The organism is Chryseobacterium sp. TQ-BC-N36 (genome assembly GCF_058382295.1).
The window spans coordinates 3,490,001-3,512,139 of sequence record NZ_CM178175.1 but is presented as its reverse complement, the minus strand read 5'-3'; the positions used below and the strand labels follow the sequence as shown (position 1 = coordinate 3,512,139).

The window sequence follows — 22,139 nt, the reverse complement described above, 5'->3', positions numbered from 1 at the left end:
TCTATGATTAAATTCTAGGGGCTAAAATTATAAAAAAGATTGTATTAATGGATGACTAAGTGTATTTTATTTAAAATTTTAAACCGTTTTTACTGTTTTTTTCTTTTTTCTTCCCCACCAGATCATAAATCCGGTAACCGGAAGAGAAGCACAGATGAGGCTTACAATAAAAGCAATGATCTTGGTAGGAAGCCCTAAAATAGCTCCTACATGAATATCATAATTGGCATTCACAACCTTTTCTCCGAAGTTTTTATCCTTCGGGTCATGAGTGTGAAGTAGTTCCCCGGAATTTTCATCAAAGATCAGGCTGCTGCTTTTATGATATGAGTAAGAAAGATGCTTTACATATACCTCAAAGTTTGGATGTTCGTGATCATCCATATGTGGGTGGCCTAAATCTATAGCAAAACCATAGGAATCAGGATATTTTGACTCTACTGTATGGATGATTTTATCCAGTGTTCCTTCCGTTCTCAGCTCAATCGGAGCTTTTGTCTTGATGTGGGAGAAGTCAGGATATTTTGTTTCTCCACCGGAAAAGATCACATAAATCATCGCCTGTACTACAAAGAAAGCATAAAAAAGTCCTGTAATGGAAAAGATCAGAGCAAAGATGGAGGCGTAAAAGCCTAATACATTATGAAGGTCATAGTTCTTTCGTTTCCAGCTTTTAATGTTTTTCCATCTGAAGGCAAAACGCTGTTTTCTGGCAGCTTTGTTCTTGGGCCACCACAAAATAATCCCGGAGATCAGCATAATGATAAAAATGATAACCGGAATTCCCACGACATAAGTTCCCCAGTCCTGTTTCAAAAGATAGCTCCAATGGATCATCTTTACGATATTGAAAAATCCGTTTTTCTCATCATAGACTCTCAGCACCTTTCCGGTGTATGGGTTTACATAAGCCTGTTTGTAGATAGGAAATTCATCAAAATAATTCCAGGCATCCGTATTATGTTCATACCAGAAGAACATGTATGACATCTTTTTGTCAATAGGAACATTTACCCAGTGGATCGGATATTTTTCCTTGACCTGCTCTGCGACAGCCTTTTCCATCACTCTGATAGGAAGAACCTGCTTCTGCTCAATGTTTTGCTCATGATGGTAGATAACATCTTTTCGGGTGATATTTTCCACTTCATCCTTAAAGACGTATAAAGCCCCGGTAATAGAGATAATAAAGATCAGAAAGCCTATTCCCAGCCCGAACCAAAGATGCAGTCTGGCACACCATTTCCTGATAAGCCCCGGTTTCTTTTTATGATGATGATTTTTCTTCATATTGCTCTGAATGTAAAGCAAAGATATGTTTTACTTTTTATTTAGTTTAATTAAAATTTATATTCAATCATACATGTTCCTCTCAAGCCCAGTGCATTGGTAAAGTCACTGTCCCTTGCTGTCCACCAGGAAATTGCAGGCTGATATACTTTGTTGAAAAGGTTTTCAATACCTAATGATACTCTCCAGTTGTTGTTAACTTCATAGCTTGACCTGAAATTGAAAATCGTATACTCAGGTACATATCCTTCACCATAAGCATACTGCCCCGTTTTAGCATTAAGTTCAAATCTGTTTTGCTGGAACGAGTGAAGCATATCAAACCCAATGGACAGTGCAGGAATAGGTCTGGCCTGAACATATGCCAAAACCTTAGGCGCAGAAATTCTGCTGTTGTTGATCTTGGTGGAATAGTCTCCGTCATCCTTTACTGAAGTGATTCCCTCCATCCAGCTGTAGCTTCCACCAAACTGCACCCATTTTACAGGAATAAAGTGTAAAAATCCTTCAACACCGTATACGATTTCAGGAGATCTCTGGATCATTAATGCTCTGTCCGGGCTTTGTACGAATGATGCTCCTAGCTTCGATGTACTTACATAAGAGGTTAATTCATAATTCAACCAAGTGGAAAGCTGTCCTGTTGCCCCCAATTCGTAATTATTAACGATGATCGGTTTGGTTTCCAGATTTTTGATCGTTTCAGAAGTTGAAGTCCTTAAAATTCTTCCTAACTCATTGATAGAGTAGGCCTGGGAGAAGCTTCCAAAAAGGTTGATATAAGGTTCAATATTGTAGCGAACACCAATGTTTCCGACCAAAGCATTATAGTTCAGCTTTCCGCCGGCTACAGGAATACTTTTGGTGAAAGTACCGTCACTTTTAAGTGTAGAAAGGGTGTTGAAATCATCAACATTTACTCTGATGTTTTCGTAGCGAAGCCCTCCTTTAATCGTAAACTTTTTAAACAGATCAATTTTTGCCAGCACAAAAGGAGCAATATTGGTCATGTTCATGTTAGGAGTCCAGAAACGTCCGTCTTCCAGCTTTTGTACAGTTTCATCATTCAGAATATCAGCTCCATATATAATTTCTCCCTGAGAGTTGGCCGAATTCCAAAGCTGAGTATCGAAATTAAATCTGGCTCCTGCTTTTTTTGAGATTACATTAGATTGTCCGCCATTGAAGAACGTATCGCTGTAGCCGTAGACGGTTTTAAAATCCTGATAATAAAGATTGATATTTAACGAAGTTCCGGCAAAAAGATTCTTATTGTCATAGCTCACTCTGATGTTATGGTTCTTCGGAGTTCCCTGAGGGGTTGTTTCCAGGCCTTTTCCGATCCCTTCACCAATGGTAGGTTTGATACCGTATTTTCCGGTTTTTAATCCCACATTCAGATCTGATCTTGAAGAATATCCGATGTAAGAAGCTTCAATTCTTTGATTTTGGCTGATATCATACCCTATCTTCAGCAAACCATTGTAGTTGTCCATTTTGGCAATGCTATAGGTAGGACTTATCAAAACACCGTCTCCGTCTTTTGTATATCCTGTTCTCTCGTAGGCTAAGGAAAGGGTATAATCAAATTTGTTGATTTTCCCGGATAACAGCTGGCTGGCCCTTACTCCCAAAGTTCCTCCGTAAGGCTGGCCGGTAAGACCCATCTGTGAGATTCCGGAGATCTTTTTATCTGTTTTGTTTCTTTTGGTAATATAATTAATGATCCCTCCGTCTGCGCCGTTACCATAAATGGAAGAAGCTCCTTTGATCACCTCAATTCTTTCGATCGCCGAAGGATCAATAGTCCTTAAATCTCTTGCTCCGTTTCGGAGAGGTGTAGACTGTGGAATTCCATCAATCAAGACCAAAACCTGGCGTCCTCTTAATGTCTGTCCTGTATTGGAAGTCTGTCCTGAATTGGTTCCTAAACTCGGAACGGTATACTGTAGTATGCTTGTAATATCTGAGTTAACAGTCAGCTGAGACTGAATCTGCTTTTCTCCGACAATTGTGATAGAGCTTGGAACCTCTTTGATGTTTTCCTTCTTTCTGGAGGCAGTCATCACAACCTCGTCTACATTTTTAGTTTGTAAACTATCTTTTACCTGGGCAAAAACGGTAGTAGTTCCTAAGCAGGCAGCTGATAAAAGCACTTTTTTCATTATATTTTCTTTCCTTTTTTCTTTCTTTTTCCCCACCAAACCAGGAATCCGGTTACAGGGAGTGATGTACAGATGAGGCCTGCGATAAACCAGATGATTTTTCCGATGATTCCGAAGTAGGATCCGGTATGAATATCATAATTAGCGTTAGCGTATTTCTCCGCGGTACTGAGTTTGTGATGAGGTTTGTCGGCCAGAAGTTTTCCCGAATATTTGTCGAATGTCAGGATATTTCTTTCACTGTATCTGCCATCCAGACCATAAACTGTTACCGGAAGGTTTTTCAGCTCTTTTCCTTTTTTATTCTTTCCGTTTAAAGTGATTCGGAAGCTGGATGATTTTGAATACAGGTTTTCAGCCTGTGCTGCAGCCAGATCAAAAACAGCTTCATTCTTTGCCATCAGAGAGTCCGGAGATTTTCTTTCTTTTTCTTTTGGAAGTTCCCAGGAGCCGGATAATGCAAAAGTAAAAGTGTTTTTTACATAGGGATAAGCAAAATAAAGCCCTGTAATACTCAACAGTAATGCAATAAATGATGCATAAAACCCTAAGATATTATGAAGATCGTAGTTTTTACGCTTCCAGTTTTTTACGTTTTCCCAATTGAACCAAAAACGTCCTTTTCTTGCATTTTTGTTTTTAGGCCACCATAAAATAATTCCTGTAATCAGCATAATCACAAAAATAACGGTTGGAATTCCCACCGTGTACGGTCCCCATTCTGAGTTGAGCAAAAGGCCCCAGTGGATATACTTCAGAATATTGAATACATCATATTTTTCATTATAAACTGCAAGAATTTCGCCGGTATATGGGTTTACATAAGCTTGTTTGTTGATGCGTACCTGCTGAAAATAGTTCCATCCCTTTTTGCTTTTTTCATAATATTCAAACTGATAGGATTTGCCTTTGTCCAAAGGAATTTCTACAGCGCTTACAGGATATTTCTCATTCAATTCCAGAGTTACCTTTTCACGAAGCAGATTAATAGATAAAGGCTTTGTGCCGATATCCTCTTTTTTCAGATAAATGGCTTCTTTACGCAGGCTATTCTGTATTTCGTCCTTAAAAACATATAAAGTCCCTGAAAGAGAGACTATCAATACAATGAAGCCAACAGACAAACCCAACCACAAGTGCAGCCTGGCGGACCATTTTTTTGCTGAAGAAACTTTCTTTTTATGGTGATGCTTTTTTCTCATAGCAAAAAGTTAACCCCATAAGGGGCTAACCTTTGAATTTTAAAATTTATATCCTATTGATAATCTCCAGTTACGCGGGGCATTGTAGATCCAGGCATATTCACCTGCATCTCCTCTGTAACCACTATACAATTTTTTATTAAGAACATTATTCAACATTAAATTGATATCGAATTTTTTAGCAACATAAGAAACTCCGAAGTTGGTATCAAAATAGTCAGGAAGACTCTGATCTTTTGTTGCATTTACTCCATACCAGGATTGTCTTCCTCCCTGATACTGATAACCGGCTGAAATCCCGAAACCTTTCATAAGGCCATTTTCAAATCTGTAGTTGATCCAGGTATTCTGAACATTTTTCGCATTTCCCGGAGACTGAATTCCAACTTTTTTAGGATCTGTGTCTTTGATGGTCTTTGCATCAGTATAAGCGTAGTTGATAATAATGTTTAGCCCTTTGATGATCTCCCCTTTGATATCGGTTTCAAAACCTCTTGCTCTTTGTTCTCCTGTAGCAACCTGGAAAGGAGCTCCATTGTTTTCGTTTGAATTTCCTGCTACAAGAATATTTTGTCTTCTGATTTCGTATATAGAAAAAGTAGAGTTCCATTTTCCTCCGAACCAGTCTTTTTTCAATCCGAATTCGATATTCTGGCCTCTGAAGGGATCTGTAATTTTGGTTTTGTTAATTCCTGTTCCGGATTGGGGTACAAAGGTCTTATCATAAATTCCGTACGCTGATAAGTTTTCATTAATAGAATAGCTTATCCCTACTCTTGGTGTAAACTCACCAGCTGTATCAGGTACAATAGGAGTACCAGGACTTAAGTTAGGGTATGCAGAATACGTTTTACCGCTTGTATATCTTCCTGCTAAGGTTAATCTTAATTTATTATCAAACATTTCAATCTGATCCTGAGCATAATAAGAAGTATATTTTACGCCCTGATCATTATAAAAAGGAGCAGAAGAATTTAAAGTATAAAAATCAGAAGACGGAAGTTTTGAAGGATCTACACCATAATTGACATTATAAATATCAATCGGGAATGGTCCTCCTGCAAAGGATGAAAAGTCTGCTTTGTATTTTCTGTCTCCATAGTCAAACCCTGCAATTATTTTATGAACAATATTTCCTGTATTAAGCTTTCCTCTTACATAGGTCTGGAAAATGTGATTTTTTCCTTTTGCCCGCCAGTTGCTTAATGTTCTGTTTAAAACATCCTTGTTGTTTGGATCAAAAGTTCCCCACCATGATCCTCCGTCATAATTCAGGTCCATATAAGCGTACTGTGTGCTCCAAATCCAGTCTTTAAAAAGCTTTTGGTCTAAGCTTAAGAATAAACTCTGATCTTTTACCTCCGTTTTTTTGAAGTTCGGGTCATTAAAATTGGTATGTACATTCAGTGAAGCATATCCGTCATTAGACATGAGATAAGCTCCAGGCTGATTGAATTTTAAATGCTGATAGTTGTATTGTACTGTAAATGTAGTCGTCTTTGTAGGTCTGAAAGTAATGGATGGAGCAACAATGATTTTGCTTGTTTTATCATTTTCCACCCATGAATTATTGGAACTTCCCATTAAGTTGAGACGGTAGTCTAAAACCCCGTCTTTTACAAGAACTCCGTCAAGATCAGCTTCTCCTCTGAACAGGTTATAGCTACCCGTTGTGAAACGTATACTGTTGGCAAACTTTCCGGTGGGCTTTTTAGTGACCACATTATAAAACCCGGCAGGATCTCCCATAGAACCCATAAATCCGGCAGGACCTTTTACAAACTCAATTCTGTCTATAACAGATGTGTCTGGATTGATTGGACCCCATGTAGAGGAAACATTCATCCCGTTCATAAAAGTGGCTATACTGGCACCTCTCATGAAAACATTTGAATATACATTATCCCAGTGTTCTACCTTTCTTGCTCCACTGACGTTACGTACAATTCCTTCTGACATGTTCAGGGTAAGCTGGTCTGCAAGTACCTGAGAACTTACAGACTGCACATTCTGAGGAAGTTCAAGAATCGGAGTCTGAATTCTTAATGATCCCGAAACCTCATTCAGTTTATACTTCTGATAATATCTTCCGTTAACAACTACTTCTTCAATATCGTTGGATTTGATGGTGTCTTTTTTTTCCTGTGCAAAACTGAACATGGAAGTTAGCAGTGCTGCTCCTATTGTTATTCTCTTCATTGTTTAGGGGGAGTAATTATTCTAACAGTTTAAAATTTATAAGTAAAGCTTCCCAGTACATTAGCTAATGCCTGTGCATTGGCAGTAGTATATCCGCTCCAGTAATGTTCATTGGTAAAGTTGTCTACCTTCACTCCGATTCTGAATTTTTTTGTATCATAGAAAGCATTAGCATTCAGTACCAGATATTTTGGAAGAATAAAAGTACCCATAGTGGTAGAATTGACAATCTTGTTATCACTCGCATAGTTTCCTCCCACTCCGAATCCAAGACCTTTTAATTTTCCGTCAAGAAACTGGTAGCTAGCATTGAAATTGACCAACCACGGAGAAGAAGCTGTAGCAGGTCTTCTTCCAATTACTGTTTCGTCAGCTTCCGTATATTTCATATCATTATAGCTTACTCCGGCAATTACGGAGAATCCTTTGATCAGATAAGCATTTGCTTCCAATTCTACTCCCTGGCTTCTTAATAAACCAGCCTGGTTTTGCACGGCTTGTCCTGTACCTGTCATTTCACCCGTATTAAGAATGGTATTTTTTACCTGAATATTGTAGTAGCTTAAAGTTGTGGTAACTCTTCCTTTGATAAGGTTTGTTTTGATACCACCTTCAAACTGGTTGGCTCTTTCAGGAGTTGAAAGCGTTACATTTCCTGCCTTGTCTGAAGTGTAATATCCGTTTACAGTAAAGCTGTTCTGATAATTTCCAAATACAGATAACTTCTCAGGAAGAATTTGGTATACAACTCCAAATTTTGGAGACCATGCTCCCTGTTTGTATTCTGCTGTTTTATTTTGTCCTACCTGGCCACCTCTGTAGTTATTCGTTTCATATCGTACCGAAGTAAGAATGTTAAGCCGTGTTACAGGTGTAATAACGTTAGAAATATAACCGCTGTAAGTGTCTTTTTTACCAGCGCTTATATAGGTGTTGTTTTTCTCAAAATCAGGTTGGTTTCTCAGATTATCATATAGTGCTCCCAAAGTCTGTCCGTTCATATTAGAATAGTCTGTACCTGTGAAAGATACCCAGTCAAAATTGGTGAACATAAAGTATTGATTATCATTCAGTCTCATGTAATCGAACCCGGCAACCGTTCTGTTTCTTACACTTCCGATATTGAAATCAAAATTGAAGTTTTGTTGAACCTGAAAATACGTTCTTTTGCTGTCTTTAGTCGATTGATCCGCTCTTACAACTCCTAATTCTGTATCTGTAGGAATTCCTGTTACCATGCCTTTTGGCGCAAAATAGAAATAAGGATTAAATCCGTCTGAGTAAGAATAAGAAGTACTTACATTCGTAGAGGATTTGATATGTTCATTAATCTTATAATTAACCTGTCCGAAGAAGTTTCTGGCTCTACCAATAGTCTTAAGACCTTCTCCTGTATAAGACTGCTTATAATTATAACCCAATTTCTCAAGCTTATCCATGCTGTCTGCGCCAAGCTGCACACTCGGAACATAGAAGAAGAAAGCTGTTTCAGGATATGAATTGGTTTCAAACATTTCCAGCTCTGCATTAATCTCTAAATTATCCGTTGGGCGGTAAGTGATGGATGGAGTAAATGCATAGAAAGAGTTCTTTGCATTGGTTCTTTGGAAAGTTCCCTGGTTTGTATAGGCTGTATTTAATCTGAATAATAATTTTTTGTCTTTGGTAAGAGGTGCATTTACATCTGCCTGAACTCTGTAGTAATTATAACTTCCACCTGCCAATGAAACAGCACCTGCAAAGGTGTCAAAAGGTTTTTTAGTGACTCTGTTCACAACACCTCCGTAAGAAGTCACATTACTTCCGAATAATGTTGCAGATGGTCCTTTTAAAACTTCAATTCTTTCTACGTTAATAGCATCCATAGAAGTAGTAATAGGGGCAACCATACCATTTCTGATAGAGTTTCCGGCTACAAAACCTCTTAAATTAAGATAGATACCTCCGTCTCCTGCTCTGTTTGTCGCACTCCACATCTTCTGTGCACCTGCCACATTCCTGAAGGCATCATCTACGGTAAATAATAATTGATTTTCCAGAACTCCCTTGTCAATAGAAGAATATACCTGTGGATCTTCTATAGCTTTAAGAGGCATTTTATTGGAATAATCACTGTCTTTCTTGACATATGTATTGATGACTACTTCGTCAATGCTTTTGGTGGTTAATGAATCTTTTTTTTGGGCAGAAACCAGCATTGTTCCCAGTGCAGAAGCACAGATCAGTACATTTTTCATGAAAGTAAAATTTTCTGCAAATATATTATTTTTAACTGTTCTAAATAAATAATAAGATTGATATTTATCATAAATTTGTTATCTACTGAATAACAAAAAACCGCTATGATCAATGCCATAGCGGTTTTTAGATGATATTATTAAATTTTCCTTAAGAAGGAATTTCTCCTTTGTATAAGAATGAAATAATTTCTTTGTTCAATTTATCAATCATTTCACTGAATAAGTGGAAAGATTCCTGCTTATAGATAACAAGCGGATCTTTCTGCTCATAAACTGCTCCCTGAGATGATCTTCTTAAGTCGTCCATCTCACGAAGGTGAAGCTTCCAGTTTTCATCAATAATTGATAACGTGATATTCTTTTCAAAGTCATTCACCAGACTTTCACACTGAGTTTCGTAAGCTTCTTTAAGATCAGCTACAATAGTCATTGTTTTGTGTCCGTCTGTGAAAGGAACCTGGATCATTTTGAACATTGAACCCTGATTCTGGTATACATTCTCAATAATAGGGAATGATTTTTCTTTCAACAGGTTCAGTTTCATTTTATAATCTTCCTGAGCTGCTTTGAATAGGATATTTGTAAGATCCTGAACGTTCTTGTTATTAAAATCACTTTGAGAAACCGGAGATTCCATCGTAAATGTTTTAATGATTTCGTATTCAAAATCTTTATAATTTCCTGATGCTTTTCCTTTCGCAACGATAGAATTGGCAACATCGAAAATCATGTTGGTAATGTCATATTTCAGGTGGTCTCCGAACAAAGCATTCTTTCTTCTCTTGTAGATCACATCACGCTGCTTGTTCATTACGTCATCGTACTCAAGAAGCCTCTTTCTGGTTCCGAAGTTATTTTCTTCCACCTTCTTCTGAGCTCTTTCAATAGACTTGCTGATCATAGAGTGCTGAATAACTTCTCCCTCTTTATGACCCATTCTGTCCATCATTTTAGCAATTCTCTCAGAACCGAACAAACGCATCAAGTTATCTTCAAGAGATACATAGAACTGAGAACTTCCCGGATCTCCCTGACGTCCCGCTCTACCTCTTAACTGTCTGTCAACACGTCTTGAATCGTGCCTTTCTGTACCGATGATGGCTAAACCTCCTGCATCTTTCACTTCTTTGGTAAGCTTAATATCCGTACCACGTCCCGCCATGTTCGTTGCAATGGTTACAACTCCCGGACGTCCGGCTTCCGCAACGATCTCTGCTTCTTTTTTGTGAAGTTTCGCGTTCAATACCTGGTGCGGAATCTTTCTTAACTGAAGTGCTTTTGAAAGCAACTGGGAAATTTCAACCGAAGTAGTTCCTACCAATACAGGTCTTCCTGCTGCTGTTAATTTTTCTACCTCTTCAATTACGGCGTTATATTTTTCTCTGTTGGTCTTATAAACCAAATCCTGCTTGTCATGTCTCAGAATAGGACGGTTGGTAGGAATGACCACAACATCTAATTTATAGATCTCCCAAAGCTCTCCGGCTTCTGTTTCAGCAGTACCGGTCATCCCCGCAAGTTTGTTGTACATACGGAAATAGTTCTGAAGCGTGATGGTTGCAAAAGTCTGAGTAGCTGCCTCAATTTTTACATTCTCTTTTGCTTCGATCGCCTGGTGAAGACCGTCTGAATAACGGCGTCCCTCCATGATACGTCCTGTCTGCTCATCAACGATTTTTACTTCTCCATCAATTACCACATACTCATCATCTTTTTCAAATAATGTGTAAGCTTTCAACAGCTGGCTCATCGTGTGAACACGCTCAGATTTTTCAGCAAAGTCAGCAAAAAGTCTTTCTTTAGCTTCAAACTCTTCTTCTTTAGATAAGTTCTTAGCTTCTACTTCAGCAATCTCAGTTCCGATATCCGGAAGTACGAAGAAGTTCGGATCAGAGTTTCCTTGAGACATGTATTCAACACCTTTATCTGTAAGGTCTACCTGATTGTTTTTCTCTTCGATAACAAAGTAAAGATCTTTATCTACGATCGGCATATCACGGTTGTTGTCCTGCATGTATTGCGCTTCAACTTTCTGAAGCAATGCTCTGTTTCCGCTTTCCGATAAGAATTTGATGAGTTGTCTGTTTTTTGGAAGACCTCTGTATGCCTGAAGTAATTTAAATCCTCCTTCTTTTGTATTTCCGGCAGCGATCAATTTTTTCGCCTCATTGAAAATAGCAGAAACCGTTTTCTTTTGTACTTCAACGATTCTGTCGATAGACGGCTTAAGAACGTCAAACTCCTGTCTGTCTCCCTGAGGAACCGGACCGGAAATGATCAGTGGCGTTCTGGCATCATCTACCAATACAGAGTCCACCTCATCCACGATAGCAAAGTTAAGCTCTCTTTGTACCAGTTCTGAAGGTGATGTCACCATGTTATCTCTCAGATAATCGAACCCGAATTCATTATTCGTTCCGTAAGTAATATCTGAGTTGTATGCTTTTCTTCTTCCGTCTGAGTTTGGCTGGTGGTTATCGATACAATCGATAGACATCCCGTGGAACTGATAAAGAGGGCCCATCCATGCGGAGTCTCTTTTCGCAAGGTAGTCGTTCACGGTTACCACGTGTACTCCTCTTTCCGGAAGTGAATTTAAGTAAATAGGTAATGTTCCTACCAAAGTTTTACCTTCACCCGTCGCCATCTCGGCAATTTTACCGCTGTGAAGAATAACCCCTCCGATAAACTGAACATCATAGTGGACCATATCCCAAACTACAGGAGTTCCGGCAGCGTCCCATGAGTTTTTCCAAACAGCTGTGTCTCCCTGAATGCTGACAAAATCTTTTCCTGCAGCTGCCAACTCTCTGTCCCAGTCAGTTGCCGTTACACGGATTTCGCCGTTCTGGGCCCATCTTCTTGCTGTTTCTTTTACCAATGCAAAAGCTTCAGGAAGAATCTGAGTCAGAACCTTTTCTTCAATGTCATATGATTCTTTCTTTAGAGACTCAATTTTTGAGAAAAGAGCTTCTTTCTCATCAACGTTTGTTGAATTTTTTATCTGCTCTTTTATCTGTTCTATTTGAGCTGTGATCTTGCTGGTTGCAGATTTTATATTCTCTTTAAACTCAGCAGTTTTTTGTCTCAACCCATCATCCGTCAATTCTTGGATGCCAGGTTCTACAGCTTTGATTTTTGTTACAACTTTTTTTACTTCTTTTAGGTCCTGCGCTTTTTTGTCTCCCAAAAACCCTTTAAGAACTTTGTTTAAAAAACTCATAAATTTTTTGCTTTATGCTTAATGCAAATGCTTTAAGCGTTTTAAATAACACTTATCGTGTAAATTATATATAAAAAGGGCAAAAAAGCTCTAAGCACGCAGCCTAAAGCTTATCGCTTTATTAATATTCATCCTCGTTCCAAAGGAAATCCTCGTCAGTAGGATAGTCGCTCCATACTTCTTCGATAGATTCATAAATTTCCCCTTCATCCTCGATGGCCTGAAGGTTTTCTACTACTTCCATAGGTGCACCAGTTCTGATTGCGTAGTCGATAAGCTCTGCTTTTGTCATTGGCCAAGGTGCGTCACTTAAATATGAAGCTAATTCTAATGTCCAGTACATAATTTTCTAATTTTTTGCAAAAGTATAAAAATAGCTTGTATAATAAACTTTTTTATACTTGATTTTCAATTCTTTTTATAATATTTTCTTATAAATGGCTGTCACAAACTGACTGCAGCTATGTCAGCAATTTACTTAATGTCGTTTTCTCAAAAACCATTCCACAAATTTTTTTATGCCATTTTGGAAGTCTGTGACCGGTTTATACCCTATTAGATCCTTTGCTTTTGTGATATCTGCATTGGTTTTTGTGACATCTCCCGGCTGCATTGGCAGAATTTTTTTGATGGCAGAATTTCCCAATGCCATTTCTATAGTGGCCACCATTTCCGATAAGGTCACCACCTGATTTTCTCCCAGATTAAGAATCTCATATACCCCGGAATTGCTTTCAAGATAAAGGATTGATTTTGTAATTCCATCAACGATGTCGTCTATATAGGTATAGTCTCTGGCAGTGCTTCCATCTCCATAGAAGGGGATTTCCTGATTCTCCGAAATAAGCTTTGTAAACTTGTGTATCGCAAGATCAGGTCTTTGTCTTGGCCCATATACTGTGAAAAACCTAAGCTGTATCATATCTATATGGTATAGATTATGGTAAACATGACCTATAATCTCGCCGCTTTTTTTGGTGGCTGCATAAGGTGATATAGGGTGGTCTACATTATCTGTTTCTGCAAAAGGAATTTTTTCATTATTTCCATAAACACTTGAAGAGGATGCACAAATGAATTTTTTGACACTATGATTCTTACACAGTTCCCAAAGATTCATAGTGCCTCTTACATTGACTTCTTCATATTCCAAAGGGCGTTCAATAGAAGGACGCACTCCGGCAAGTGCCGCCAGATGAATCACCATATCAATATGATAGGTTTTAAAGATGTTTTCTAGCCCTTTGTAGTCACGAATATCCTGCCAATAGAGGGAATATCGGTCAGAATGAGAAAGTGAAACCAAACGCCGGATATCAGCCTCTTTTTCCGAGAACTCAAAATCCGGAATTTTGCCAATTGACTCTAAAGTATTTTTAATTTTTACCTGATAGCCGTAAAAATCATCAAAATTGTCAATGTTTATGACAGAATGTCCATTTCTTAATAATTGCTCAATTAAATGAGAGCCGATGAACCCACTGCCGCCTGTTACAAGATAAACCATTTGTATTTTTTATGCGTACAAAAATATAAATTTTACTTTTTGAAAAATATAATCATTAAATTTACTTAAAAAAGTAATATAAATATAATATGCAGTTTCAAGGGCAAATTTTAAAGATGACAAGCTATGATGCAAAACCCATCCAGTACTACCTTAATCTTTCAGGAGATCTTATCCATATGAATGAGCTGTTCGGGAAGGAATTAAGCATCAGACATACCGGATTTCAATGTGTAAATTGTGGAGAGAATAAGCCGATTTACAGAATGGGATTCTGCAAAAACTGCTTTTTTGAAAGTCCTTATGCAAGCGATACTATTATCCGTCCGGAACTTTCCACTGCACATTTAGATATTGCAGAACGTGATCTGGAAATTGAAAAACAAATCCAGCTGCAGCCTCATACCGTTTATCTGGCTTATACAGGAGACGTAAAAGTAGGCGTGACCAGAAATACACAGATTCCTACAAGATGGATTGATCAGGGTGCGACTTTTGCTTTACCTATTGCAAGGACAGAGAACCGCTATGAGGCAGGAATGATAGAAGTGGCTTTAAAGGATCATTTGCCGGATAAAACCAATTGGAGGAAAATGCTGCAGGATGATTTTGAAGGAGAAGTGGACCTTGCAGATTTCAGGCAGAAGATCAAGGAATACTTTCCTGAAGATTTTCAGAAATTCTACAGTGAAGGGGAAGAATTATGGATGCTGGATTACCCTTTTGAAAAACCGGAAAAAGTTACTTCATTTACATTAGATAAAAAACCTGAATTCACAGGAAGGCTTACCGGGATCAAAGGGCAGTATCTCGGATTCGAAGGAGGAAATTTCATCAATGTAAGAGGGCATGAAGGATACGTGATCGAACTGGAAATCAGAAACTGACCGATATAATAAACATCAAATCACAAAATATGAGAAAATGGGTTAAAAGGCTGTTGATAAGTTTCGGAATACTGGCAGGGATACTTCTTGCTGCAAATTTCGGAGTCAATATATGGCTTAAAACCCAGCTTCCGGATTATATAAAAAAAAATACAGATTATAAAGTTTCCTACAAAACCCTGGATGTTGATTTAGGCACAGGAAATATATTGGCAACAGGAATTTCCGTCAATAGTAAAGACCCGCAAAATACTGATGTGATTGGACTGCAGGGGACTATTGATACCTTGAAAATAAGCCGGTTTGGAATTTATGATGCTGTCTTTAATAAAAAAATCAGTTCTTCAGATCTGCTGCTTGCTAAGCCCAGTTTAAATGTTATTCTTGCCAAACCGGTTGATCGTAAAACCGGCAAAAAAAGAAATCCTGTACTTTTTGAAAATATCAGGATCAGCAACGGAAAAATTGCTGTATTCAGACATACCAAACAAAAATTTTTATCGGTGGAACAGCTGGATCTGTTTGTAGAACACTTACAGATGACAGAAGAATCTGTTGAAGATAAATTACCGGTTGTTTTTGATAAATACAGCATTAAAGGGGAAAGGTTCTTTTTCCGTCCGGATAATATTTATGCCATTACCATCAGTAAAATTAATACAGAGAATGGGCAAATGTCGGTGGATAACTTCAGGCTGACCCCGCTGTTTTCTTTTGCCCAGTTTAAAAAGTTTTACCCTAAGAAGGTTCAGCTTTTCGAATTCTCCATTCCAAAAATGGAATTTAAAGATGTTATTTTAAATAAAAACAAAATTTCACTGGCCAATGCAGATTTTAGAAATCCTGTTTTGAGTGTATACAATACAGGAGTAAAAGGAGTGAAAAAGGAAAAGAAATCAAATTTTGAAGTTGATTTAAAAAATATCAGACTGAATAATGCTGTTGTGCGGATCAATAAACCGGATGGCAATAAGCTATTATCTGTCGGAAATCTTAATTTGAATATCAGTCAGCTGATGTTTAATAAAGAAACTTCAGAACAGATTATTCCTGTAGGATACAAAGATTTTACCATTGCCGGAACAGATATTGAATACTCAAATCATAAAAATATTACAGTAAGAAGCCTTGCACTCAAGCCCGGCAGTGGTGAAATCCGGGATGTGGTCCTGTCATCCGGGGCTTTAAAAACAGGGAAATTAGAAGACTTAAGAACTGATCATATTGCTTTTAATATCAATAAGCTGGAATTTACAGATAAAAAGCTGAATCTTGATCTTAAAGATCTTCTTATAGAAAATGCAAACGGAATTTTTACAGCAGGTGAAAAAAAACAAAGTAAACCTGTAGGGGCTGATATCGTAAAATCTGTCATTATAAGAAAAGCTTCCTTAAAAAATTCAAATATTATTTATGATCAAGGAAAAGAACCTTTAGCTTTCCATGATCTGAATGCTACTTTTAATAACATTGAAGTGTCTCCTAAACCCAACCAGCCGGGGCTTTCTTTTAAAGTAAAAGACTATTATCTTACCACCAGGAATTTTGCTTACAAAACACCGTTTTATAATATGAGCCTGGGACTTCTTAAGCTGAATAAGAACAGGGTCCAGATCAATAATTTTGCTATGAAGCCTCTCGTTTCGAGGGCACAGTTTATCAAAATGATACCCGTTGAGAGAGATCTGTATGACCTGAAAGCAGGACAGATAAAAGCAGAAGGAACCTGGGAGCTTTTTTCTCAAAATAAAGCGGTGACTGCTTCCCATGTGGTTATTCAGTCTGCAGATGCCAATATTTTCAGAAGCAAAATCCCGAAAGATGACCCTAAAATAAAGGCTTTGTATTCCAAAATGCTGCGATCAATTAAAATTCCAATGATCATCAGTAATCTTGATGTCAAAAACTCAATATTGGTGTACGAAGAAGATACTCCTGAAAGTATGGGGCCCGGAAAGCTGACATTCAGTAATTTTAATATGAATGTAAAGAATCTGAATTCTGCTAAAATAAAAGGGAAGCCTACAAGAGTGGATATTAAAATCAATTGTTATTTCATGAATCTTTCGCCACTTTCTGTAAACTGGAATTTCGATGTAGCAGATCAGAAAGATGCTTTTGCGATTTCAGGAAAAACGTCAAATCTTCCAGCCAGTGGAATCAATCCGTTTATAAGACCCTATCTTCATGTGACGGCTACTGCAGGAACTATTCAGGAAATGCTTTTTAATTTCAAAGGAAACCCTGCCGGATTGCACGGAACTTTTAATCTTAAACATAAAGATTTAAAGATAGCCGTATTAAACAAAAATAATCATGAAAAAAAGGGGTTTCTTACTGCTGTTGCCAATATTTTTATAAAATCTGATTCAGGAAGTTTTCCGGAGTCTGTTTCAGTGGAAAATGTAGAACGTGATCCGACAAAATCTTTCTTTAATCTCTTCTGGAGAGGAATTGAGCAGGGGCTGAAGAAAACCCTTATTGGTAAAAATATCGAAAAGACAGAAAAGAAAGTGAAAAACGCAGTTTCCTCTGTTAAGGAAATGAAACAGTCTGTAAAGGAAATAAAGCAGGAAATCAAAGATAAAAAAGAAACCACACAACCGGAAGTGGAGCAAAAAGAAAAAAAGGGCTTTATTAAAAATATTTTCAGGAAAAAGGAAAAGAATGAAGAATAAATTTTTAAACCATTAAGATAAATCCGTTATTTGTTGATGATAACCGTTTTTAATTGAAATAGCCTTAATGGTTTAAAAAAATAATATAAGATAGAATTTCAGTTAAAAGCTGAATTCATCACTTTCCAGTATAGGAATTTCCCTTAGAAACTTATCAAACTCTTCACCCGGGTAATTGCTGTCTGCACCGTAAGAATCTATAATCATTCCACGGTTGCCGCTGCTGTCTTTTACTACATACAGTACAGCATTATCATCAGGATTGCTGTCACCTTCAAAGCGATAGGTTTTTAAAATTGTTAAATCTGAAGGCTGGTAAACCTTTTCAGAATTCTCAAATTTCATCTCACATTTTTCATTCATTCTGAACTCTCTGTGTATCCCTCTTTCAGAAAGCGTTTTCATGACTTGGCTTAAGGTTGTCATTCTGTCGATATTTTCCGGATTTTCCATAATAATATTTTTCTTTTTAAGTGCAATAATTAAACCATTGCAATTTCTAAATATAAGAAAAATAGCAGATTGTAATTTTCCTAAAAATAAAGTTTAATGTTAACAAAATTTATAATTAAAAAAAATAAAATAGGTATGCTTTTTGCAATGGTATCAGTAATAAATCAGAGAAAATATGAAAAAAGAAGTTGGAGTTTTACTGGCAGGAGGAGTAGGTCTTTTGGCAGTACTGAGTTTAATTAGCATAAAAAAGATATTGACTAAAAAAGATAAAAAATATAGTGAGTCCTATTCGGATTATCACAGACACTTTGATGAAAAGAACCATGAGGATGAATATCATGGAGTGGAATTTTACGCAGTGAAGTAGTAAAAAAATATATTTAATTATGTTTAAATCCAGCGCTTTTGAAAGTGTTGGATTTTTTTGTGGAAAACTTTAATGTTAAAACTCATTATTTTATAAAAATTCCATTCTAATTTTACACCAGAATGCAAAACGAAAATTTCATAAAAGGACAGGGAGCTCAGCGAAACGTTATCAACCGTTTCGACAGATATACCTATGAGCCTGAAGATGAAGATTTCGAAACAGTAAAGACCTCTTTTACCGAAGTTTTTCCTAAAACAATCGTCAATCATGTAAAAAGCGAAGACCTTCCAATGGAATATTCGATGAACCCTTATCAGGGGTGTGAACATGGCTGTTCATACTGTTTTGCAAGGCCTACCCACGAATATTGGGGGTATAGTGCCGGGATTGATTTTGAAAGAAAAATCATGGTCAAGAAAAATGCTCCTGAATTATTAGAGAAATTTTTTCAAAAAAAAGGCTATAAAGCTGCACCCATTCTCCTTTCTGGAAATACGGACTGCTATCAGCCTGCCGAAAGACAATTTGAAATCACCAGAAAATTACTGCAGGTTTGTCTTGATTACAGACATCCTGTCAATATTCTGACAAAAAATGCTTTGGTTTTGAGAGATCTTGATATTTTAAAACCAATGGCAGAACAGAATCTTGTTTCCGTTTCTTTAAGTATTCCCACAATCAATGAAGAACTGAGACGAAAGATGGAACCCAGAACCAGTTCTGCAAAAAATAAATTAAAGGCAGTAGAAATTCTTTCAGAAAACAATATTCCTGTACATGTTATGGTTGCTCCCATCATTCCGGGACTCAATAGTGATGAACCACTGAATATACTGAAAGCTATTTCAGATGCTGGTGCTTCCGGCTTCGGATATACCCTGGTAAGACTCAATGACACTGTTGAACCTGTTTTTGTAAACTGGATTGAATCTCATTTTCCTGACAGAGCCCAGAAAGTTTTAAACCTCATTCGTTCTATGCGGGGAGGAAAGCTTGGAGACAAAAGATATTTTGAAAGACAAAGAGGTGAGGGGAACATTGCAGAAATGATCCATACTACTTTTAAGATTGGAAGAAAAAAATTTTTTGAAGGCAAGGAATTTCCAAAACTTTCAACCGCCAACTTTACCGGAACACGTGATCAGCAATTAAGATTGTTTGATTAATCCTTATTTCTCAATAGTTATCTTATATATATTATATGGGATTGGATAAATTTCCAGTGAATTTTTCCGTTCTTCTTATTATGATATAGACATTCATTTTTTTCGGGAGCTTTCTCCTGCTATCCATTCCTACTCCTCGCGCCAGCGCTCTCCCACGCTGTCACCCTGAGCGAAGCCGAAGGGGCTCCCACGCCCAAACCCACCCACGCTCCAACCCAAGCTGCGGGGTAACCATTACTATCAGGGCTAGGGTAGGAGTTATGAATTATAAATTATAAATGATGAATGATGAATGATGAGGTTAGGGTTATTGAGTTGCGGGTTGCCGGTTTCCAGGTATAAAAGGAACATTGGTGTTGAATTTTCATATTGCTGGTTTCTATAGAGGAATCCCAATACCCTTAAAGGCTGTAAGTTGACAGAATAATATCTAAGATTTTTTTTAACAGTTAGTATTAGCAGTGTCATGCTGAGCCGAGTCGAAGCATTTTAATTAATTACGGTATACGAGATAAATTCTATTACTCTTCTATATATAATATAAATATACTCTTTAGCATTTCCAATCCTTTCCATCCTATATATAATATAAATGTATATAATAAAATAGGAACTCCTTCTCTGTGTAAATCTGTGAGATCTGTGGGCAATCATCATCCCCATACATGAAAATCAACAATCTCCCTTCATTATATAATATATATGATCTTCCATCAATAGGAACGGGCTAAAATCCAGAGCTTCGTCGAAGTAAGCCCGTTTAGCAAAAAAGAACCCCTTAACTCGGCTTTAGCCAAAACCTATATATAGGTTATTAATTTAAAAAAGCCATTCTATATAATTCTATATACCTCATTTTGATCCTTTCACACCCCAAAACCCCGCATCCCGTAGCCCGAATCTCGCTTCTCATCCGCTCCACCGCTCCAACTCTCCAACCCTCGAACGCTCTCACCCGATCCTCCAAACAAATGTTTAAAATTTTTCTCCCTGCCTACCAGTGCTTTAAGAGTAAATATTACGAAACGGTAAAATTTATGTTAAATAAACTTGTTTTGCGTTATGAGAAGTTGCTATCTTTGCCCCACTGAAAACGAGAGTAGATCAGTAAGCGCAGAAGAGCTTTTAGTTAAGCAGGAACATTATTTACTTCACAAGAAACAGGCGAAAAAAAACTTTAAACTTTTTTTAAAAAAGAGTTGCGAGATAAAAAAGAGTTTGTATCTTTGCAGTCCCAATTAAGGGAGCGCAGGAGTAGGATGATTAAGGGTTAGTAAAGGAATTAAGGTTACTTAAAAAACTTTAAAATTTTCTTTAGAAACATTTGGTCATTAAGAAATAAAGTTTTACTTTTGCACTCGCAAATACGGAGCGACACTGACAGATAGATTGCCTCGTAAAAAGCGAAAGATATAAAGATCATTGACATACAATATAACAACCAAGTAAGGAAAAACTAAAGCGTTAAAAACTTTGAGTGAGTCAGACAAACATACAATGGAGAGTTTGATCCTGGCTCAGGATGAACGCTAGCGGGAGGCCTAACACATGCAAGCCGAGCGGTAGAGATCTTTCGGGATCTTGAGAGCGGCGTACGGGTGCGGAACACGTGTGCAACCTGCCTTTATCAGGGGGATAGCCTTTCGAAAGGAAGATTAATACCCCATAATATATTTGTCGGCATCGATGGATATTGAAAACTCCGGTGGATAGAGATGGGCACGCGCAAGATTAGATAGTTGGTGAGGTAACGGCTCACCAAGTCTGCGATCTTTAGGGGGCCTGAGAGGGTGATCCCCCACACTGGTACTGAGACACGGACCAGACTCCTACGGGAGGCAGCAGTGAGGAATATTGGACAATGGGTGCGAGCCTGATCCAGCCATCCCGCGTGAAGGACGACGGCCCTATGGGTTGTAAACTTCTTTTGTATAGGGATAAACCTAGATACGTGTATCTAGCTGAAGGTACTATACGAATAAGCACCGGCTAACTCCGTGCCAGCAGCCGCGGTAATACGGAGGGTGCAAGCGTTATCCGGATTTATTGGGTTTAAAGGGTCCGTAGGCGGATCTGTAAGTCAGTGGTGAAATCTCACAGCTTAACTGTGAAACTGCCATTGATACTGCAGGTCTTGAGTGTTGTTGAAGTAGCTGGAATAAGTAGTGTAGCGGTGAAATGCATAGATATTACTTAGAACACCAATTGCGAAGGCAGGTTACTAAGCAACAACTGACGCTGATGGACGAAAGCGTGGGGAGCGAACAGGATTAGATACCCTGGTAGTCCACGCCGTAAACGATGCTAACTCGTTTTTGGAGCGCAAGCTTCAGAGACTAAGCGAAAGTGATAAGTTAGCCACCTGGGGAGTACGAACGCAAGTTTGAAACTCAAAGGAATTGACGGGGGCCCGCACAAGCGGTGGATTATGTGGTTTAATTCGATGATACGCGAGGAACCTTACCAAGGCTTAAATGGGAAATGACAGGCTTAGAAATAGGCTTTTCTTCGGACATTTTTCAAGGTGCTGCATGGTTGTCGTCAGCTCGTGCCGTGAGGTGTTAGGTTAAGTCCTGCAACGAGCGCAACCCCTGTCACTAGTTGCCATCATTAAGTTGGGGACTCTAGTGAGACTGCCTACGCAAGTAGAGAGGAAGGTGGGGATGACGTCAAATCATCACGGCCCTTACGCCTTGGGCCACACACGTAATACAATGGCCGGTACAGAGGGCAGCTACACTGCGAAGTGATGCAAA

Annotated in this window: 13 protein-coding genes and 1 rRNA gene (1 of these 14 cut by a window edge); 5 read left to right on the top strand and 9 right to left on the bottom strand. The window is 38.0% G+C overall.

Going from position 1 to position 22,139, the window contains the following annotated elements; all coding sequences use genetic code 11:
• Positions 1 to 78: 78 nt before the first annotated feature.
• From AC3FI7_RS15630 to AC3FI7_RS15595, 8 genes are all read right to left on the bottom strand, one after another.
• Entirely contained in the window at positions 79 to 1,290 is a 1,212-nt protein-coding gene (locus AC3FI7_RS15630) for a PepSY-associated TM helix domain-containing protein (protein ID WP_491460459.1), read from the bottom strand.
• 50 nt (positions 1,291 to 1,340) lie between these two features.
• Complete coding sequence (locus AC3FI7_RS15625; RefSeq protein WP_142723687.1) at positions 1,341 to 3,455, bottom strand: TonB-dependent receptor; 2,115 nt, start codon at positions 3,453 to 3,455, stop codon at positions 1,341 to 1,343.
• Positions 3,455 to 4,657, bottom strand: a complete 1,203-nt coding sequence (locus AC3FI7_RS15620) for a PepSY-associated TM helix domain-containing protein (protein ID WP_491460458.1) — start codon at positions 4,655 to 4,657, stop codon at positions 3,455 to 3,457. The genes AC3FI7_RS15625 and AC3FI7_RS15620 overlap by 1 nt, the downstream gene beginning before the upstream one ends.
• A 39-nt stretch (positions 4,658 to 4,696) precedes the next feature.
• Positions 4,697 to 6,856, bottom strand: a complete 2,160-nt coding sequence (locus AC3FI7_RS15615) for a TonB-dependent siderophore receptor (RefSeq protein WP_491460457.1) — start codon at positions 6,854 to 6,856, stop codon at positions 4,697 to 4,699.
• Positions 6,857 to 6,885: 29 nt separating this feature from the next.
• Positions 6,886 to 9,093 carry a TonB-dependent siderophore receptor gene (locus AC3FI7_RS15610; RefSeq protein WP_491460456.1) on the bottom strand — a complete coding sequence of 736 codons (2,208 nt, stop codon included), beginning with the start codon at positions 9,091 to 9,093 and terminating at the stop codon, positions 6,886 to 6,888.
• A 151-nt stretch (positions 9,094 to 9,244) separates the two neighbouring features.
• Positions 9,245 to 12,319, bottom strand: coding sequence for a preprotein translocase subunit SecA (gene secA / locus AC3FI7_RS15605; protein WP_142723691.1), 3,075 nt, complete (start codon positions 12,317 to 12,319; stop codon positions 9,245 to 9,247).
• Positions 12,320 to 12,440: 121 nt separating this feature from the next.
• Positions 12,441 to 12,662 (bottom strand): DUF2795 domain-containing protein, encoded by a 222-nt coding sequence (locus AC3FI7_RS15600; protein ID WP_002662059.1) that lies wholly within the window; start codon positions 12,660 to 12,662, stop codon positions 12,441 to 12,443.
• Positions 12,663 to 12,797: 135 nt separating this feature from the next.
• Positions 12,798 to 13,826, bottom strand: a complete 1,029-nt coding sequence (locus AC3FI7_RS15595) for a GDP-mannose 4,6-dehydratase (RefSeq protein ID WP_491460455.1) — start codon at positions 13,824 to 13,826, stop codon at positions 12,798 to 12,800.
• An 89-nt stretch (positions 13,827 to 13,915) separates the two neighbouring features.
• On the opposite strand from AC3FI7_RS15595, the gene AC3FI7_RS15590 reads away from it, so the two are divergent.
• Both AC3FI7_RS15590 and AC3FI7_RS15585 read left to right on the top strand, forming a co-directional pair.
• Positions 13,916 to 14,713, top strand: coding sequence for a DUF2797 domain-containing protein (locus AC3FI7_RS15590; RefSeq protein ID WP_142723693.1), 798 nt, complete (start codon positions 13,916 to 13,918; stop codon positions 14,711 to 14,713).
• A gap of 29 nt (positions 14,714 to 14,742) precedes the next feature.
• The gene (locus AC3FI7_RS15585) at positions 14,743 to 17,391 is read left to right on the top strand and encodes a hypothetical protein (protein WP_491460454.1); all 2,649 of its coding nucleotides are present in this window, start codon (positions 14,743 to 14,745) and stop codon (positions 17,389 to 17,391) included.
• Positions 17,392 to 17,493: 102 nt separating this feature from the next.
• On the opposite strand, the gene AC3FI7_RS15580 is transcribed toward AC3FI7_RS15585, so the two are convergent.
• Positions 17,494 to 17,844: a hypothetical protein gene (locus tag AC3FI7_RS15580; RefSeq protein WP_142723695.1), complete on the bottom strand. Its 351-nt coding sequence runs from the start codon at positions 17,842 to 17,844 to the stop codon at positions 17,494 to 17,496.
• A gap of 175 nt (positions 17,845 to 18,019) precedes the next feature.
• On the opposite strand from AC3FI7_RS15580, the gene AC3FI7_RS15575 reads away from it, so the two are divergent.
• The 3 genes from AC3FI7_RS15575 to AC3FI7_RS15565 form a co-directional block, all read left to right on the top strand.
• Complete coding sequence (locus tag AC3FI7_RS15575; protein WP_142723696.1) at positions 18,020 to 18,214, top strand: hypothetical protein; 195 nt, start codon at positions 18,020 to 18,022, stop codon at positions 18,212 to 18,214.
• Between the two features lie 122 nt (positions 18,215 to 18,336).
• A complete protein-coding gene (locus tag AC3FI7_RS15570) occupies positions 18,337 to 19,383 on the top strand; it encodes a PA0069 family radical SAM protein (RefSeq protein WP_491460453.1) in 1,047 nt (348 codons plus the stop codon).
• Between the two features lie 1,494 nt (positions 19,384 to 20,877).
• Positions 20,878 to 22,139: ribosomal RNA gene (locus tag AC3FI7_RS15565) — 16S ribosomal RNA — on the top strand; it runs 255 nt beyond the window's last position.